Here is a 19,607-nt window from a genome sequence, read left to right on the forward strand (position 1 = left end):
TCTTCTTGATTCAGTAGTTTGTCCATCTTGTGCTGCTTGTGTAGCTTTCACTTTCACAGTGTCAAGAATTTTAAGCTGCTCGTCCATCGCTTTATCGGCAATTTGGATAATCCCCATAGCATCATTTGTGTTGCTAATTGCTTGTCCCAATGCACTTGCTTGACTTCGCAAACTATCTGCGATAATCATACCAGAAGCATCATCTGCTGCCTTGTTGATTCTCAAACCTGAACTTAACTTTTCCAAAGAATCTTTCAAACCTCTTTGGGTAACAACTGTATTAACATGTGCGTTTAACGCATTTATGTTAGTATTTACTTGAAAAGCCATTTTTCACTCCTTGTGATTAATATTGTAAAAATATCCCAAGCATCCTTGCTTGTTACTCTCATATCGACATATTTTTAAAACTTTAAAGTATTTTTTTATGAAAGATTAAATTGTGTGAGAAAATATAACAACATTATGATTTTGGTGCATGGAATCTACCTAGCCACACTCCACCAAATAACCTACTCCGGCGCACTGATATGTTTTTCATTTAAAAGATTATAAAGCTTATTTTGACTTTGAAATATTTCGTGTGTAGTCCAAGCAAAATGAGTGTGTTGCTTACCCAAAAAGACATTGTTTTCATCAAAGCTAAAATCTGTCTCTTTATTTGCTAAAAGATTCTCAATCATTAAGAATCTCTCCTGCAATACACGAATATCATTTGCATAAATCTCTTTCATATCCTTATCATAATCACTTGTTGAATAAATCTGTGCGATTTCATTTACCTTAATGATTAAAGATTCTAAAACATTGATTAAATCAAAGCCATACACAACGATTTGATTACTCGCCTCTGCCCTTTCACTCTTAGAATCTCTTAAATGATTTTTTAGCTCTTCTACATTATGTAAAAACTCTGCATATTTTGTTTGTATCATATTGCTATCAAGTGGCTTTATATCTTTATTAGATTCCATTACAAGTGTGCATATATCTTTGAGTAATTCCACTTGCTTTATAAGCAGGGGCTTTAAAAGATTATGTGCAAAACGCGGAAATACCACGCGAAACACAACCACAGCAAACACAACCCCAATGCCAATATCAACCAATCTATCAAGCACATATAACAAAAAGTCTTCATACATAATAGAATACATCATAACAAAAAGGCACATCATAAAACCAGACCATAGCCAAAATGGAAATACGCGTAAATACACCACTAAAAATACAAGCAAACCAAAAAGCAAATAAAACACATACGCATTTGAAAACACAGAGATTGCTACCCCAACCCCAATGCCAACAACAGCACTAAAAAAATACTCAAAACTCACCTTTTGCATACCGCCAATTGAAGGACGCACCACACTTACAACCCCCATGCTAATCCAAATCCCACGATTAATATGCAAAAGCGTAGCAAAGATAAGCGACATACCAATCGCAATAGAGTATTTCACACTGAATCTAAAAGTAATATTATTATAATCAAAGGCTTTAGGGATATTTTTGAAGCTCTTTTTTGCAGGTGGATTAAAGGCTGGGTCTGGATTCTTCCCCACACGACAAAAAGATTCCATTTTATAGTAGAGAATCCTTAAGATATTTTGCAGTGCTTTCTCAACCTCATTTGCATTTTCTATACTAAGGACTTTATCTACTTGTTGTCTTTCTATATTTGGGACTTTACCGCTAAAAATTTTACTTAGACTATTAAGATTTTCAATGATTTCATGTATCAGCAATGGATATTTCTTTGCGATTTTATAGTTTGGCAAAAGATTTATTATAAGATAAATATCTTCGATTCTATAAATATAAAATATCGCCCTTTTAATGTTTTTAATCATGTAGTTATCATTATAAAGACTTGATTTTGTATGCAAGGTTTGCTTAATATTGTGAATGAGCGAAAAAGTTAGGTCTTTATAGCGGTTAAATTCACTCTGTGAATTGAGATTTTTCACCATATTTTGCAAATGATTAAGCACAGCAGGATAATACACTTGCGTATATTTACCATAATTTCCCGGATTATTTAATAATAAAAATCCTATAACAATGCCAATCATAGCCCCACTAAACACAACAAACATGCTTTGATAAATAGGCAAAATCACATGGGAATCCACATATACCGCTGCCACTAAAGAATTAACCACAACAGGGATAAACATACGATATAAATCAATAGAATGCGCCCTAGACATGCCGACACCAAAGCTTAAAAATAGCACAGGCAGGGCAAGCCATAAAATATCTTGCAAGCTATGCTCTCCATTTAATGCCTTTTCTGCTAGTATGGTAAAAAAGCCAACAGCAATAGTAGAACACACTGCAAAACCTAGTAAATGTGTCTTTCTATCGGCTTGCTGACTAAGTGTTGCATTGAGTAAAAATACTTGGATAGGTGTCATAGTAGCCCAGATTAAGACCTGCTGTCCAAAAAGCATATAATGTGTAAAAGCACTGATACTAATAGCTACCATAGCTTTTAGGGCATACATAAAGCTAAGATAGCCGGGATCATATATTTGCATGTATTTTTTTATGTAATTATGGTAGAAATTCAACCCTTTTTCCTTTTTGCATAATGTTTTATTTTAATAGGGAATCTTATTATACTAATTTATCATTATGGCATACAAAGTGATTTAAAAGTGAAAAATGTATTGATAAAGGGAGTTTAATTGTGTTTTGTGATATATGCTTCAAGGCATTACCCACAAAACTTCGGGTTTATTGAATAGTCTAGCTTGATATTACCCCAAACCTTGCATTTAAACAAGGAAAGAGATCTTAGATTTTTGAATGTTTATGTTTTTAGAATTTAAGCTTTGTGAAAGCTAAACCAGAGTTTGCATTACCAAAGCCATTGCTTACAAAACCACCACCAACAGACCATACAAGGTTGCCACTACTTAAAATGTTGTAGTTGATAATAGCAGAGAATTCTTTGTAATCGCCACCAGCATAAAGCACATCAAAATCAAGTGTCTCGCCAAGTTTTAATCCTGTAAATACATACCATGTATCCACACCAGCATTTAGATAGCCACGATTTGCAAGTCCAGTGCCATTATATCCATTCATAGGATAGAGATATTGCCCATAGAATCTTGTCCTATCAACAAGCGTTGTGCCATTCAAGCTAAGATTACCAATGCTTAAATAACCACCACCAAGCTTAATCATATCAACAAAAAGCAACTCTTCATCAACTTGCCACATGAAGCCATTTGCACCACTAGCAAAGAAATGCGACCATAAACCACGAAGTGTCGTAGTAGATTTTACCGCACCCAAATCAAAATCAAAGATAGCACGCGCTCCAGCCTGCAATACATCGTGATTGCCTACTTTTGACCAGTATTGTGCGTAAGGACTAAGGCTTACATGCTCACCAAATTTGAAATCCAAACCGAGTGCGAATAACTCATTGTTGAATCCAAAGTTATTCCAGCTTGATGGATATTTACCAAAACCAGAAATATCCATACCATAGCGTCCATCAGCACCAGACTTTAGACTAGCGCTTGCGTTGTATCCATCTCTTAGCCAGTCATTAACCCATGTTCCCCAGATTCCAAAATATTGAGATTGATACGCAAGGGCAAAACCTTGATTATGTCCGCCAATCCACTCTGCTGTCGTTAGAATCTTACTTGCATTATATCGACCGAGCGCAAAATCTAGCCCAGAGCCTTGATAGCCCACATAAAGATCAGAGATATCCACATAAGGGCTTGCAAAAAGCTTACCGCCATGACCAACAAAGGCGTTATTTGTAAAATCACCACCAGCGCCAATTGTAAGTGGTGCATAACCTGCCATAGCACCAAGACCAAGCTTAAATCCGCTGAAGTTAAAATCTACGCCCACCTGTCCTACAACGCCAACATATCCTGTAAGGCTTTGACCAGCTAATGTATTTGCATCACCAAAGCCAAAGTTACCCATAACGCCCACTTTACCAAAAGGTGTTACCTCAACTGCTTGAGCTGCACTTACCAAAAGTCCTGCTAAAACAACCGAACCCATTATTTTTTTTGTCATCTTTTATCCTTTATTAACAATTTGTGCTTATCCGCATAGTTATGCAGCAAAAACACTGACGAGTATATCGACTATTTTTTATTAACTTTAGCATTATCTTGCTATTAAGCATAATTGGGGACAGATTGCATGCTTAGATTCTAGAATTCGTTATATAATAGCACTTTATAAACTCACTTTATAGGTGTTATTTTGCGTAACCTTTTCATATCATTCATTTTTGTATTCTGCAATCTCTTAAATGCAACACAAACAAATCTCAATGAAAAAGAGCTTATATATGCGTGTTTAGATGGTGATAAAAATGCTTGTATGAGAATCATTGATGATGATTTGCCTAGTGTTGATGAGTGTAATGCGGAGAGAGGTTGTATTTTAATCGCACATATTTATATGAATGCTAACTTGCATGAATACGCAATCCCTTATCTAAAAAAGTCTTGCTATGCTAATGTGATTGAAGCGTGTTTTGAGAGTGCATTGAACTATGAGATATTAGAAAACTACACACAAGCATATAATACATATAAACAAAGTTGTGATAAAGGCTTTATGCCAAGTTGCTATAATCTTGCCATGCTTTATGTGAATGGCTTAGGTGTGAAAGCGGATATAAAAAAGGCAAATAGAATCTTTTTTGAAGCGTGTGCTAATGATGAAGAGCAGTCTTGCTATAACCTTGCAATTTCATATAAAGAAGGCATAGGACTAAAGGCTGATAGACTGAAAGCAAAAGAGTTTTTTAAAAAAGCATGTGATTTAGGTATGGAACTTGGCTGCAAGGAATACAAAATCATTAATGCGGCTGATTTTTCAATAACAATACACGATCATTTAAAGCAGCAGGAATAAGATTTTATTATTTAACGATAAGTCGTTGCAAAAGGATAGCTATTTACTTCTTTTATACGCTTTTTAAGCCTTAGAATCTTTAAGTATATTTCTAGCTCTTTTATTGTGGCATTCTCTAAAATCCGCATATTTCCTGCATGTATGAGGGTAGAATAATGATTTTTCTTATCCCAAAACTCTTTTTTTGTTTCTTCTGTGGCAAACATATCAAATACAGATAGAATCCTGCCCATTTCCATATCTCTCATAAGCAAGGCTTGTAAAATTGCATTACTTTCAATGCCATATTCAAGCACTTGCAAATCTTTAAAATAAGGTAAAGACATGAGATTTAAAAAGCTATTTTCCCCTTTTACACGCAAGATTCTAAGAAAATGGGCGGTTATCTCATGCTTTCGTATCGCACTATCAAATGAGACTAAAAACTGCAAGGTTGAATACAGCATATCGCCCCTTGTGCTTTCTAGCCCTTGCAATAAAACATTAATTGCCCTTGTATGAAGTCCTGCCATCATCAAATTGCTATATGCCATTAAAAAATCATTTTCATTCTTCGTTATTAAGGCTTGACATAAAAACGCCTCGCCAAGCAAAGCATAAGAAGATTCAAGCGCCCCACCTTCAATCATAAGTAGCCTTTGCATAGGGGCTTTTTTATCACGATAATAATCAAATCCGCTAAAATCCCGCACTCTCTCACACCTATCGCACTGCTTGCTAAAATACAGCTGCATGGCAAGTAAAAGTGATGGCGTGTTCTTATATCTCACAGATTCTATAAGCAAGTCTTGTGTGAGTTTTGATATATCCATATCCGTGCGATTTATCTCAAGCAAAGCATTGTAATATTCATAAAATGTTTTTGGATAGCTTAGCCTTATAGAATCTTTTTCTTTTTGTGTTAAAGCACATTTTAGTGTGCCTTTTTTGATATTTTTAGGTGTGATTTGCATGCTTGTAAGTGTGTTTATTTCTTGCAACAAGGCTTGTTTTTGTGCTATTTTAGAATCTTGTGTTGAAATATTATTGGCAAAAAGATAAGTGCTAAGATAATAAAAACACAAAAGCAATAAAGGCATATTCCGCATGATTTTCTTTCAAAATGAACTACTTTCATTATAGCAAAAAGTTTAGAGATTCTGTGGTTATATTATAGGGAAGTTTAAATCATTTGCAGTTGTCTTATAATACTTAAAATAATAACAATTTGCATAATTTTAAGTATATATTAATATAATAATAGGAATAATTCCTTTTTTGAATTAAAAATAAAGGGATTATTATGAAAGATTCTATAAATAAGTGTTATATCATAGTTTTAGCTCTAGTGTATCTCGCACATGCAAAAGAGAGTGGCGAGACAATCTCACAAGATAAAAACTCAAATAATGCAAAAGAAATTACACATAGGCTCAATGCGGTTGTTACAACGAATACTAAGTTAAAAACCTATCAAAGTGGCTCAAAGATTGATAAAAGCATTCTAGATTCTAATCCTAGTGGCAATGGTGATATAACCTCGATATTAAAAATACTTCCTAATGTCCAGTATGATAACGCACAGCTAAAATCCACTACACCCGGTGAGATTGACCCTGCAAATATCAGCATTAGTGGCGGACTTTTCTATCAAAATAACTTTCAGTTAGATGGCTTTAATATGAATAATGACTTAGATCCTGCAGGCTCACAAGGCAGTAATCCAGTTGCAGCCAATGCGCTTCCGGGTAGAAGTCAAGGTTTAAACATTGATACAAGCCTTTTAGAATCTATTCAAGTGCAAGATTCTAATATCTCGGCTGCTTATGGTGGCTTCACGGGCGGTGTTGTAGAAGCAAATACAAAAAGACCTATAAAGAAATTTGGCGCAAATATTAGCTATCAAATCTCACAGGGAAATGCCGCTAATGATAAATTTTCACTGACAAATTATCATATCTATGAGAGTAACTCACAAAGTTATGAAAATTTTCTTAACTCAACTTCAGCAAGCGCGCAGCCTAATTTCATAAAACATGCAATCCGCTCAAGTATAGAATCTAAGTTTAACGATAATGCTGGAGTGATTGCAAGTTTTACCACTATGCAAAGTTTTATCCCATTGAATGCTTATACATCAAGTCAAAATGGCACGACCACAGATAGCTCGATGAAAACGCAAAAGCGACAAAGCTACAACTTCTTTATCAAAGGCTATTATGACATTGGAGAAAATATACAAATAGAGAGTAGCTATGCGTATGCACCACAATATAATGAATATTTTATTGTAAATACGAGAGATTCTGACTTTTACTTGCAAAGTGGCGGACATCAATTGGGACTAAAGACAACTTATCAAAATGAATTAGGCGTATTAAACGCACAAAGTAGCTTTAACTATATGGAAAACTCTCGCAGTGGCAGTGAGCAACACATGAGAGGCTGGAGATATAGCAGTGATAAAAATTGGAATCCAAATGGCAATCAATCAGAGGGCAGTTATGGTAATGTTGAGACTTCGCAGACAAAGCTTGACTTAAGGGTTACACAGCAGTTTGAGCCGCTTAGTCTAAGCTTTTGGGAGAATGTCTTTAATGTCGGTATGGATTTAGGCTATACTTATGCATTGTATGAGAGAGCGGAAGATACGCTATTTAGCGGTTCTGCTTTTACAAAGCCACTTAAAAACGGTGATACATGCAGTGAAACTTTTTGGTGTTCTAATGGTGTTGTGGATACGAGTAAGCTTCCAACAGGACAACAAAATGATTGGAAAGATAATAAAGGACAATACATGTATAGGGCTACACTCTATAAAGCTGGAAATATTAATCTTTCTAATGTAAATACAGCAATGTTTGTGGAAGATTCTATGAAGTTTGATTTTAAATCTTATGGCGATTTGCTTGTGCGTTTTGGCATAAGGCTTGATTATGATACCTATATGAATAAAGCCCCGATAGCCCCACGACTAAGTCTAGCCTATATCGCCCCATGGAATCACGAACTGAAAGATTTTGCAACAACATTTAACTTTGGAGCAAACCGCTATTATGGACGAAATCTTTTTACCTATGCTTTAATGGATGGACGATCAAGCTTAGAATATACCCTTGAGCGTAAAGACCACTTGCAATCATGGGAAAATGCAAACGCAACACAAAATAAAAATGATACAAACTTTTCACAGATAAAAGTCCCTTATGCTGATGAGATTATGGCTGGAATCTCACAGCAAATCTATATGTTTAATTTGAGTGCGAAATATATCCATAGATTTGGACGAGATGAGATAAGAAGGGCTTGTAAAGATTCAAGTGGAAATATAAGCACACGCAATTGTAGTAGTAATGTCAATAAAGATTTGCGTTATGTCTATACAAATGATGGAAAAAGTGATACTGATGTTGTAAGCATTAGTTTGCAAAATAATAAAGCGATTGATACATTTGGTATAAAGCATTATTATTTGTTTGCGTTTGATTGGACTGGAGTTTATCGTAATTATGCTGATTATACAGACATTTTAACCAATGGGGAATTAGCAAATCAATGGATAAGCTATGATGGAGTGCTTATGCGTTATGCTGATAGACCCGCAGAAAACTTTGTGCGTCCTTATACTTTGCGACTGAATCTTACACATACTTATGCTTTCTCACGCTATAAATTTTTATGGAATAATTTCTTCCGCTATCGTGCGGGATATAATACAATGGCAAGTGTTACTAAAGAAGAGAATAAAGATAGCTTTGTAATCGATGGGGTTTTAACAAAAGTGGATACTTTTAAAGCCTTTATGATACCGGGAGCATTTACTTGGGATATGCGTTTAGGTGTGGAATTTAACATGGGAAAAGGTAATATGGCCTATGTGAATCTCGATATTTTAAATGTGCTAGATTCTAAAAATATTGCTATCGCAAGTGCTAGTTTCTCTGCTACTGCTGGGACTACCGCCGTACCTGTTTATGAAGTAGGACGACAATTTTATATACAAGGGGGATATAGGTTTTAAGGTTTGGTGTTATGATTTGGAAGTTTTTGTTTTAAAAGATGTTTTACAAAACAACCAAAAAGAAAATTATGTGAAAATATCACAAACACACTTCCCCACTATTTCTCTTTTTGTCGTTTATGATACAAAGCAATATGGAGTTCTAGCACTTCAAGGCTTGCGGGTGTGATACCGCTGATTAGCTTTGCTTCCTTTAATGTCTTTGGCTTTGCTAGACTTAGCTTTTCTATCACTTCAAGGCTTAAGCCTGAAATGCCTTCATAGCTAAAATCTAGCGGAATCTCTATATGAAGATTCTTTTCACTTCGCTTTATTTGCTCACTTTGCTTTTCAATATAGTTTTGATATTTCGCATGGATTTGCAGTTGCCTTAACGCCCTAGCGGATAAGCCACTAAATCGCGGGTCTAGCTTACGCATTTTTGTAGGTTTCATGCTGTCTCTACCGAGTATTAAACCAAAATGGCATTTATTTTGGAATCCTTCTTCACCTATCCGGGTTAATCGCTCAAGATTCTGTTTATTTGGCGTATAAGATTCACTAAGTATTGGCAAATGCTTTTCTATATTTTCTAAATCGACTTCAAGCTGATTTAATATCTCTTCATCAAGCAAACCTAGCTCACGCGAATAAGGCAGCATACGAAAACACGCATTATCTTCACGCAAAAGCAAGCGATATTCTGCCCTGCTTGTAAAGACTCTATAAGGCTCGTTTGTCCCTTTTGTAACTAAGTCATCAATCATAACGCCAATATAGCTTTCTTCCCTTGAAAGCACTAAAGATTCTCTCTTGCTTTTTCCTTGTGTATAAAGCAAACTTAGGGCTGCGTTGATCCCTGCTAGAATCCCTTGTGCTGCGGCTTCTTCATAGCCTGTTGTGCCATTAATCTGCCCTGCTAGATAAAGACTTTTTACAATCCTAGATTCTAAAGTGTGAAAAAGATTTGTAGGCTGACTATAATCATACTCAATAGCATAGCCATAACGAGTAATAATGGCATTTTCTAAGCCTTCAATTGAATGGATAACTTGCTCTTGCACTTTGTGAGGCAGACTTGTTGAAAGCCCATTTACATAATATTCCCCAGCACTATAAGTCTGTGGTTCTAAGAAAAGCTGATGTCGTAACTTATCTCTAAAGCGATTAATCTTATCTTCAATGCTAGGGCAATAACGCGGTCCAACGCCTTGTATCTGCCCTGTAAAAAGTGGGGCGCGATAGAAATTCTCTTCTATAATCTTATGTGTTTTCTCATTTGTATATGTAACAAAGCAGGGCAGCTCTTTTGGGCGGAAATAGCCATGTTTCATACGCTTTTTAAGGAATCTTGAGATAATATTCTCGCGATTATAAAGCAGATAATCATGTGTTAAAAGGCTAAAATATGGTGCTTCAGTATGGCTTGTGATAAAAAGCTGTTTAAACTCAAAACTATCTGTTTTATTGCTATTTTGTGAATCTTGTGTAAACTCTTGTTGTAAGATCGTGTTAGAATCTTCATTTGCCTGAAAGCTAAGATTTTTCTGCACGAAATGTTGAAACTTGCTCCATTCTTGTAAGCTTGTATGCTCTAATGCGTTTCTAAAAAGTGAATCTTGTTTTGTTTGTGTGCTATCGTGTGCTATTTTTTGACTAGATTCTGTATGTTTATTTGTGTTTTGATACTCATCAGTTAAAAGACTTGCTGTTTGTAAATCGCTAAGATTATGCAACTCATCATAATGTGCGTCTCCATAATGTTTCTCAAGTGCAATATGATTGATACTAGACCCAAGTATGCGGGGGCAAGTGCCTGTTTTTAGCCTTGAAAGCGGAATCTTTAGCTTTTTTAAACTCTCGCTTAATTCATTGCTACTTATCTCACCAGCACGACCATTTTCACTTTTATTTTCACCGATATGGATTAAGCCTTTAAGAAAAGTGCCTGCTGTAATGATTATCTTTTTAGCAAAAAACTCTTTTTGTATGCTAAGTTTCACACCTATGGCTTCTGTCTTCTCTTCTTTCGTTTGAGATAGAATCTCTATAACATTGCCCTGTATTACATGTAAATTTTTTGTATTCAGCAAAATATCTCTTGCATGTTTGCGATATAAATCCATATCAATTTGCGCTCTTGTGCCACGCACTGCTGGACCTTTTGAGGCATTTAAGATTCTGTATTGAAGTCCGCTAATATCAGTGATTGCCCCCATAAGCCCACCTAGGCTATCTACTTCTTTTGTGAGATGCCCTTTGCCTAAGCCGCCTATTGCTGGATTGCAACTTGCAAGGGCGATATTATCGATTAAATGAGTAATGAGTAGCGTTTGTAAGCCCATTTTCGCACAAATATGACTAGCCTCTACACCAGCATGTCCGCCGCCAACTACAATTATGTCGTAATTATTTCTCATTTTTTTGTCCTAATATATGTTTTTTCTAGTAGAATTATAACACCAAGTTATCAATATGGAGTGTCGTTATGGTTAAGAAGTTTAAGGCTGTTATTATGCAGGATTCCAAGCGTTTTTGGAGTGGTGTTGCGATGATTATCTGTCTTGCCATTGTGTTTTTTATCAATGATATAACGCTTACATGGGGGCTTTTGGGTGTGCTATATCTTATCGCATTTTTTGAAAGCACAAGGCTGTATCAAATTAGCTTTCATGTATTAGGATTATTGCTTGCTATCTTAATTTGGATTGGGATCTATTATAGCCATGAGGCACTTATTGTAGCTCTTTTTGGACTTTGTATCGCTTCATTAAGCATTGTTGCAAGTGAGAGCAATCCAAAATATGCCTTGCCTTTTATCTATCCTACGCTGCCTTTTGTAGCCCTTTTTGTGCTGTATGCTGCCTATGGTGTGGGCTATCTTATATGGCTTATTGCAGTTGTGGCTTTGGCTGATATTTTTGCCTATTATGGTGGTAGGCAGTTTGGTAAAACAAAGCTTTGTGCGGCTTCTCCAAAAAAGACTATTGAGGGGGCTTTATGCGGACTTGTAGGTAGCATTATGATTGGCTCTGTGGCAGGTATTGGAATCTTTGGTGGCTTTTATCTGTCCTTACTTGCAAGTGCTATTGTCGTTGTTATCTCTATCATTGGCGATCTTTTTGAGAGTGCGTTAAAAAGAAAGGCGGATTTAAAAGATTCTGGTTCTATCCTGCCCGGACATGGTGGTATCCTTGATAGAATGGATGCGATTTTATTTGGCAGTATTGCTATGCTTATGTGCTTGTCATTTCTTAAAATGTATCAAGTTTAGCTAATCTTTATTGCATTTTTGTATAAAAGCTAAGAATTGCATGTGCTATTAAATATAAATTGCTTTTTCTTATGTTTGAAAATAGACATGCCATAAAGATATTAAAAAATAAAAGGTAAATATGGAATCTAAAAACACCAAATCTCAAGCAACGAATGAAAAAGATTCTAAAAAATATAGTGAAATCTCTACTAAGACTCAAAGGACATGGGATCTAGATTCTAAAACAAGCACTTGTCATATTGAGCGTAGCGAAATATCTCACACAACCCACAAGGGTTTAGATTCCATAGAAAACATAGCACAAAAAGACAGAATCTTTTTACAAGACACCACGCAACCCATGCCAAAGTTTGAATTTAACGAAATGGTAGCAAGTGTGTTTGATGATATGCTAGAGAGATCTATCCCCTTTTATGATGAGGTGATGAATCTTGCCATTTTTTTTATAAGAGAACATTTACAAACTATGCAAAAATCAAGCGGGATTCCAGTGATTTATGATCTTGGCAGCTCAACAGGCAATCTATTATTAAGACTTGCAGCAAGCCTAGAAGAATGCAAGATGAAAGCAGAATTATGCGGCATAGATAATGCCCTAGCTATGATTGAAAGAGCACAGCTAAAGAGTGCAGCGATGGGCTTTAACATTGACTTTTTTCAAGCAGATTTTCTTACATTTGATTTCAAGCCCACACATGTTTTTTTGGCGTTTTATACTATGCAGTTTGTGCGTCCTTTGCAGCGAAAAGACATGATACAAAAGATTTATAATTGTTTGAATGAAAATGGAATCTTTTTGTTTGCTGAAAAGGTGATTAGCGATGATTCTAAACTAGAAGCACAAATGATTGAGTGTTATTATAACTATAAGGCAAAGCAAGGCTATACACATAAAGAAATCTATAAAAAGCGTGAAGCCCTAGAAAATGTGCTTGTGCCTTATAGCGTGAGTGAAAATTGCACTATGCTTAAATCTTGTGGATTTAAACATGTTGAGATTCTTTTTAAGTGGGTGAATTTCACACTTTTTCTTGCGCGTAAGTGATTTGTTGTTTAAGATTTCATGAATCTTGCATTCAATGTTTTATATCCATGCAACATTTACAATATTTCAAACGACTATTTATCAATACAAACTCTTTGCAATATGCAGAACAATAAGATTCTATAAGTAATATCAAATATTAATTTAAATAAAAAAATAGTAATAATTCTTATTTTAATTTATTTTTAAGTTTTCTTTTGTTATACTTTCAAGCGTAATCATATTACATGATTATGTGTTCTTACAAAAAAGGTTCTCCTTTGATAGTTTTGGGTTAAGTTAAGAACATTCTTTCACATTATCTTCCTTTAAAGAATAAGGTGGGTTATACCATCTTATACATTTTTTAAAAGTTTCAGTCAGTTTTATTATGAGTTTTTATTGTAGTTTTTTATATCTTGTTCGCATTTTTCTAATATTGCGTATTTTTGCTTATTTGTATCTATCCATGATTGTATGACTTCGTATTTTTCTTCATAGACTTTTGTTAGGTTCTGTTGGATTTGCCAAAGTGTCTTTTTATATAAAGGGAAGTTTAGACTTAGCTTTTCTTGATAGAGTGGATAGTGTAAGCCAAGATTGATTAAATCTCGCACATTCTCTAGCGTTGGGTTATAAAGTGGCAGGGTATCGGGGTTTGTTTTATGTTTTGTGAGTGCGTTTTCTACCTCAAAATGAAGTTTTTGCAAGCATAGCATAATTGTATTTTGAAAGTTTAGATTTAAGAATTGTGCTAGAGTTGCTAACTCATTTTGCAGAGATTGCACACATTGTGAAAGTGTAGCTTTATAATCATTTGTTATCTCGCTATCTAGCACTTCGATTCTAAAATGTCGCTCAATTATCCCATCACTCACCGCCATATCACTAGAATAAGCAAGGCTTAAAGACTGCAAGGCACTCTCTCGCCATAGCTCCAAACTATCACAAAGCCCTGTCTTTTGCGTATCAATAAAGGTGCTAAACTCACTCCCAAATTCACTTAACATAAAGCTTAGCTTTCTCATCTCTCTAGCATACATATTGTCATTATTGCATAGCTCACTCATAAGCCTTTCTTTTGGCAGGACATTGACTTCTTTAGTTTGTGTGATTTGAGATTTCATACCGATAAAGTTTTTTGTCTCACGCATGATTTCAAAAGGCTTTAGCTCAAAACTATTAAAGATTTTTTGTGCTATGGAATCAAATTGTATCTCAAGATTCCCAAAAAGCTTTTGAAAGCTTTTTTCTAAATCGCTTTGCAAGGCATTAAAATGTAGCTTTTGTGTGAATACATTAAGTAGTGAGTAAAGCTCTTTATATGCTAGATTGATTTTATGCAATTTCCATTTTTCTCTCACAATAAGTGTGCGTAAATCCCGCAAGATTCTATAATCTTTTGCCTGCATGGCTTTTGGACGGATAGCATTGTAGATAAAGTCTAACACCGCACCGATATTAGAATCTTTAAAAAGATCTTGTGCTTCCTTATTATCAGTCTGTAAGCTGTGTGTTGTGCTGTCATTGTTAGATTCTGTATTATAGCTTGACAAAATACCTGCGTTAAAGAAAGTCTCACTATCTTTTTGTGCTAAGTTTATAGAATCTAGGGCTTGTTTTGCCGATATGGCAATCACTTCTTCAAAAAAGCCTTCAAACGCCCTTTTTGCATACTCTATGCTTGTATTAATCTCTTCTTCACTTTTTAATCTATCTTTTTGATTTAGCACGCATAAGCTTTTGTGTGCGTATCGTTTGACATGGGTTTGGAGAATCTCTTTTTCACTATTTTTGCCGACATTATCAATGAGTGTAAGCCAGATGATACCATCAACAGATTCTAGAATCGTATTTGTCGTTTCTGTGTCGCTTTCATTCTGTGAGTTAAAGCCGGGCGTATCAAGGAAGCTAACCACCTTTAAAAGCTCAAGTGGCACGAATAATTTATAATATGAAATCTTTAGATTCTCTATCTCATCGACCTCACCTAGATAGCTAATAGGCTTATTTACAACCGCATTGTTTTTGTAGTGAATCTCAAGCCCCACCTCATCACCATAAGTAATCTCACACACTTTTGCCGTAACGGGCGTAATGCCGCTAGGCAGTATCTCTTTGCCTAAAAGTGCGTTTAAAAAAGTGCTTTTTCCGCTACTAAACTGCCCAATAATTGCTACTTTCATAGGCTTATCAATATCTTGTAAAAGGCGATTTATAATAGCTTTATTTTGCGAATGTAGGGGAGTGCTTTGCGTGAGTGCATATCGTGTTTGTATGATTAAGGGATAGAGTGGATTGCTACTTTGTGAATCTTGCATTTTTGCTTGTAAGCATTCTTGTATAAAAGTCTCAAATAAGGAATCATTAAGGGCTATATTGTTTTGATTTTGTTGTGCTTCATTCATAACCATGCCTTGTGTCTGTGCTAAAGTTCAATGCAATTTTATCAAAAGTTTTTAGTTTTTGTAAGCTTTGAGCGTGTTTTCTAATGCTAAAGAATCTACTTGTTGTATTTTGATATAATAACACATTTTAATTTTATCATAGGAGATATTATGGATACAATACCTTACATAGACAGAGAAGAATGCGTGATAACAAAAGATTGTGATTTGGAGATTCTAAATAGTGAATCTTATCCTATATTTTGTGGTTGCTTACCACATGATGATTTGGAATCTGATATTATTGCTACACAAACCTTTGCAATATCAAAATCTGGTGTCATTCAGCTAAAAAGGTTAATCCCGCTTGATATGCTATATCAATACGGACATGACGCTGGGTCTGTTGGAGGTCTTTGGGATTCTCATCATAAAGAATTCGCGGAATTCATCATGCAGGCACAACCCAAAAAAGTCTTAGAAATAGGCGGTGGGCATTCTAAACTAGCCTTGCATTGTTTGCAATATGAAGAAAAAGTAGAATGGAGTATCGTAGAGCCAAACCCGACAACCAAAGATAATCGCATTGTGTATATAGAATCTTTTTTCACAAAAGAGATTCTAGAACAAGGCGATTACGATACAATCATTCATTCACACACTTTTGAGCATATGTATGACCCACATAGTTTTCTAGCAGACATTGCCGCTGCTAGCATTGATGCCACTTGCATTGACACTACTATGGGGGGGGGGGGGCAAGATGCTCTTCTCTGTCCCAAACATGCAAAAATGGCTAGAAAATAAATGGACAAATACCCTAAACTTTGAACATACGATTTTACTCACTGAAGCAGTGATTGACTTTCTACTTACAACACATAAATTTAAGATTCACAAAAAACATTATTTTGGCGACCATAGCATTTTTTACTGGACACAATATGACAAAACACTGACAGATAAACCCATATTGCCAAATGAGTATCAGCAAAACAAATCTCTATTTCTAAATATGTATGATTTTTATCACGCACAGATTGCAAAGCTTAATGCAAGATTAGAATCAACCAATAAGAAAGTGTATCTCTTTGGGGCACATCTTTTCTCACAATATCTTCTTTATCATGGATTACATTCACTTAAAATAGAAGCAATTTTAGATAATAATCCAAACAAGCAAAACAAACGACTCTATGGCACAAAACTTCATGTATATTCCCCGCAGATTCTAGCAAATACAGACAATGCTATTGTAATCTTAAATGCTGGTGCGTATAATAATGAGATTAAAGAATCTTTGAATACAATGAATAATAAGATAGAAATCATCATGCTTGATTAGCTTTGTAGTATGCCCTAAGTTGCATAAAATCTTGTTTATATGCCATTAAAGATTCTAAGTGTTTGGCTGTGTAATTTATTATATATTTGCCTTTATACGATAAAAGCTTCACTTTGCTTTGTAATAACATGTAAAAATCTATGGTTATGTGGAATGGAATTTTAAATAATACAGAATCTTGGGATAACTAGATTTTTAAATCACTAGAATCTAAGTTTAGAAACTTAGAGAAAGATTTTAACACACATAGATTTTACATATTTATCTTGCAATCTAAGTTTTATAAAGGAATGTTATGCTACTAGAATCTTTTAGATACACGTTGGCTGAGTATTATTTATATATTAAAGTGTTTCACATAGTTTCTATTATTACATGGATGGCTATGCTGTTTTATCTGCCGCGTTTGTTTGTGTATCATGCGGAGCAGTATGAGAATGCTGGGTTTAGAAGTGTAGTCGAGCTGCAAGAGAAAAGGCTGTATTATGCTATCGGTTATCCAGCTATGATCGCTGTTTTAGTGAGTGGCTCTTTGATTACACTAGCCCTGCCCGGCATTATGCAGAGTGGTGGCTGGATACATGCGAAATTCACACTTGTTTTATTGCTTTTAGTGTATCATTTTCTATGTGGATTCTATCGTAAGAAACTTTTAGTTTCTTGTTGTAAAAGCGGTAGATTTTTCCGTATTTTTAATGAGATTCCAACTTTGTTTATGGTGATTATCGTGTATCTTGTTGTTGTCAAGTCGTTTTAGATTCTAAATCCCACCCCAAAATTCTAACCGACATTTTTTCATTGTCAAGTTACTTTATTTACTCTAAGTTGAAATAAAAAAGGTGGGCTTGGCAAAATGTCCGCTCATTTTAATTGTAATTTATTTGCCTCCAAATTCTCAAAAAACCGATATTTTCTCTAGTTTCGTAAATTTATAAGAGTTAGCTGGAAAAAATTTTTAAAAATTATATGCTTGTGTGTAATATTGTAGCTTATATAATGATGAGTTAGCATAAGTGGGTAAGCATGATTTTATAAGGGCAAAAATTCCCCTTGTGTGTTGTGTTGCTTATGATTATAGTGTATCAGCAGTCTTTAAAATCTAGCTTAAATAAAGCCTTATTGAAAACTTAGGAATAGCTTAAAATTTCATTGCCAGACTTACAAATCCTTATTAAAAATTTTAATATTTTCATCTTGTAGCTTAGCGATAAAACGCCTTAGCTTTTCTTGCATATTTTGATTAAAATCTCTTTTTCCGCAAGGCAGATTAAATTCTCTCTTAGCATTAAATCTAATTTGATTATTAAAGGCAAAAATGATTAAGACAAATAGGTAAAAGGGATTTTTTGTTTTGTTATAGCGGTTTCTTAGGGCTAAAAAATGCTCTTTATTATAGCTTGATAAACCTTTAGCACTATCACATTGATAGAATCCATAGCCATATTTTGCGGTATTTGAGAGTTTAAATTCATCAATAATATTGTAAATTGTATTAAAAATTATTTGCGGATTTTTTTGCTGTAAATTTTGATAAAGTTTTGTTAATTCACTCAAAGAATCATTAAGGATAATTTCTCTAGCACTCATATTTATGCCCACATTTGCCCCACCGCAAAATAAATCTAAAGCAATGTTTATATCTTTAGGAAAAAGTGGAAATAGTTGCGTTAAAAGCCTATATTTACCGCCGACATAGTTAAGCGGACTAGCGATAAATCGCTCCTTTAGCTTTGCACAAGACATATAAAAATTCTCTCTTTGTGATTTGATAACTTGCCTTTTTCGCTAGTGAAAGGCTTAAAGTCATATTCAAACAATTGCGTTTTGCCTCTAGATTCTAAAATATCCATAATCTCCCTATCATTTAGCCTTGCGTTACTTCTAGCATTTGCACTATAAGTATTATTATAAGTAACCACTAAAGTTTTACATACCTTTGCTAAAGATTCTATCAAGTCTTTAAAAGCCTCTCTAGCCTCTACCTTGCAATATTTACTTAGGATTTGTAGGCTTTGGTTTTAGGGCTACGCCATACAACTCTGGCTTTTTGTTTAGTGCTAGATTTTCAAGCAAATGATAGAATCTACTATATTGCCTAGAATTATAAGGCGGGTCAATAAAAGCTATGTCAATTTGTCTTTTTTGCTTTGCTAGATTTTGTGCTAAAATATTAGAATCTTCCTTATAAATCTCAATGCTTTTTTCAAGTTTTAAAGGGTTTATTAACTCATGGCTAAATCTATCTTGTAAGATAACATTTTTGCGGTAAGCATCATAATGCCCCACCGTGTTTGCCACCCTATCCACGCTATAAAGCAAAGAGCTTAAAAGGATAAAAAACTCTTTTTTACTGATAGCTTTTTGGTCTAAAAGATAATCTAGCCTATCACGCACATAGCCTATTGTTTTGCTATCATTTTTGCTAAAAAACTTATCCCCAAAATGCTTTGAATAATAATTTTCTTTTATATCTTTAGGCTTTAGCTTTGCAAATTCTTTTTTAAAAAATTCTAGCTTTTTAGAGTCAAAAGAATCTTGCATAAAAAAGCCTTGATAAATGATGAAATTTGAGTGTAAAAAATCATTGATGATAATATTGCTAAACTCTTTCTTTTTAGCAAAATACTCACTCACAACCCCTGTGCCACTAAACACATCAAAAAAGCTAAGATTTTTCTTATCTC

Annotated in this window: 15 protein-coding genes and 2 pseudogenes; 7 read left to right on the forward strand and 10 right to left on the reverse strand. The window is 34.7% G+C overall.

What is annotated here, in order from left to right; genetic code table 11:
• The 3 genes from T368_RS13660 to T368_RS0108415 all read right to left on the reverse strand — a co-directional run.
• Positions 1-330, reverse strand: a 330-nt coding sequence (locus T368_RS13660; protein WP_034595199.1) for a flagellin N-terminal helical domain-containing protein, incomplete at its 3' end; no start/stop codon positions are given.
• Between the two features lie 182 nt (positions 331-512).
• Entirely contained in the window at positions 513-2,543 is a 2,031-nt protein-coding gene (locus T368_RS0108410; protein ID WP_230455609.1) for an FUSC family protein, read from the reverse strand.
• A 283-nt stretch (positions 2,544-2,826) separates the two neighbouring features.
• Positions 2,827-4,059 (reverse strand): hypothetical protein, encoded by a 1,233-nt coding sequence (locus T368_RS0108415; protein ID WP_004085948.1) that lies wholly within the window; start codon positions 4,057-4,059, stop codon positions 2,827-2,829.
• A gap of 192 nt (positions 4,060-4,251) precedes the next feature.
• Between T368_RS0108415 and T368_RS0108420 the strand changes: the two genes are divergently transcribed.
• The gene (locus tag T368_RS0108420) at positions 4,252-4,911 is read left to right on the forward strand and encodes a tetratricopeptide repeat protein (RefSeq protein WP_004085946.1); all 660 of its coding nucleotides are present in this window, start codon (positions 4,252-4,254) and stop codon (positions 4,909-4,911) included.
• Positions 4,912-4,922: 11 nt separating this feature from the next.
• Here T368_RS0108420 and T368_RS0108425 read toward each other — a convergent pair whose 3' ends face one another.
• Positions 4,923-5,999 carry a hypothetical protein gene (locus T368_RS0108425; protein ID WP_230455608.1) on the reverse strand — a complete coding sequence of 359 codons (1,077 nt, stop codon included), beginning with the start codon at positions 5,997-5,999 and terminating at the stop codon, positions 4,923-4,925.
• Positions 6,000-6,193: 194 nt separating this feature from the next.
• On the opposite strand from T368_RS0108425, the gene T368_RS0108430 reads away from it, so the two are divergent.
• Entirely contained in the window at positions 6,194-8,911 is a 2,718-nt protein-coding gene (locus T368_RS0108430; protein WP_004085944.1) for a TonB-dependent receptor, read from the forward strand.
• 98 nt (positions 8,912-9,009) lie between these two features.
• Here the strand turns inward: T368_RS0108430 and T368_RS17320 are convergent.
• Both T368_RS17320 and T368_RS17325 read right to left on the reverse strand, forming a co-directional pair.
• Positions 9,010-10,209, reverse strand: a pseudogene (locus tag T368_RS17320) (FAD-dependent oxidoreductase); the annotation flags it as partial.
• 180 nt (positions 10,210-10,389) lie between these two features.
• Positions 10,390-11,310 (reverse strand): annotated as a pseudogene (locus tag T368_RS17325) (FAD-dependent oxidoreductase); the annotation flags it as partial.
• A 68-nt stretch (positions 11,311-11,378) separates the two neighbouring features.
• Here T368_RS17325 and T368_RS0108440 point away from each other — a divergent pair.
• Positions 11,379-12,164 (forward strand): phosphatidate cytidylyltransferase, encoded by a 786-nt coding sequence (locus tag T368_RS0108440; protein WP_004085941.1) that lies wholly within the window; start codon positions 11,379-11,381, stop codon positions 12,162-12,164.
• Between the two features lie 343 nt (positions 12,165-12,507).
• A complete protein-coding gene (cmoA, locus tag T368_RS0108445) occupies positions 12,508-13,212 on the forward strand; it encodes a carboxy-S-adenosyl-L-methionine synthase CmoA (protein WP_052089363.1) in 705 nt (234 codons plus the stop codon).
• Between the two features lie 368 nt (positions 13,213-13,580).
• On the opposite strand, the gene T368_RS0108450 is transcribed toward cmoA, so the two are convergent.
• Complete coding sequence (locus T368_RS0108450; RefSeq protein WP_004085937.1) at positions 13,581-15,599, reverse strand: dynamin family protein; 2,019 nt, start codon at positions 15,597-15,599, stop codon at positions 13,581-13,583.
• 150 nt (positions 15,600-15,749) lie between these two features.
• On the opposite strand from T368_RS0108450, the gene T368_RS16745 reads away from it, so the two are divergent.
• The 3 genes from T368_RS16745 to hemJ all read left to right on the forward strand — a co-directional run bounded on the left by T368_RS16745 (position 15,750) and on the right by hemJ (position 17,680).
• Entirely contained in the window at positions 15,750-16,385 is a 636-nt protein-coding gene (locus tag T368_RS16745) for a methyltransferase domain-containing protein (protein ID WP_238701919.1), read from the forward strand.
• Positions 16,342-16,923 (forward strand): ubiquitin family protein, encoded by a 582-nt coding sequence (locus T368_RS16750; protein ID WP_082226922.1) that lies wholly within the window; start codon positions 16,342-16,344, stop codon positions 16,921-16,923. Before T368_RS16745 ends, T368_RS16750 begins: the two co-directional genes overlap by 44 nt.
• A gap of 295 nt (positions 16,924-17,218) precedes the next feature.
• Positions 17,219-17,680, forward strand: a complete 462-nt coding sequence (hemJ, locus tag T368_RS0108465) for a protoporphyrinogen oxidase HemJ (RefSeq protein WP_004085929.1) — start codon at positions 17,219-17,221, stop codon at positions 17,678-17,680.
• A 401-nt stretch (positions 17,681-18,081) separates the two neighbouring features.
• Here hemJ and T368_RS0108470 read toward each other — a convergent pair whose 3' ends face one another.
• From T368_RS0108470 to T368_RS13670, 3 genes are all read right to left on the reverse strand, one after another.
• Positions 18,082-18,666 carry a DNA adenine methylase gene (locus T368_RS0108470; RefSeq protein WP_004085927.1) on the reverse strand — a complete coding sequence of 195 codons (585 nt, stop codon included), beginning with the start codon at positions 18,664-18,666 and terminating at the stop codon, positions 18,082-18,084.
• Positions 18,648-18,878 carry a hypothetical protein gene (locus T368_RS16755; RefSeq protein WP_004085925.1) on the reverse strand — a complete coding sequence of 77 codons (231 nt, stop codon included), beginning with the start codon at positions 18,876-18,878 and terminating at the stop codon, positions 18,648-18,650. The genes T368_RS0108470 and T368_RS16755 overlap by 19 nt, the downstream gene beginning before the upstream one ends.
• Before the next feature lie 37 nt (positions 18,879-18,915).
• Positions 18,916-19,607: DNA adenine methylase (locus T368_RS13670; protein WP_248646238.1), on the reverse strand; the 692-nt coding region annotated here is incomplete at its 5' end.

Source organism: Helicobacter bilis ATCC 51630 (assembly GCF_000686565.1).
Classification (GTDB): domain Bacteria; phylum Campylobacterota; class Campylobacteria; order Campylobacterales; family Helicobacteraceae; genus Helicobacter_A; species Helicobacter_A bilis.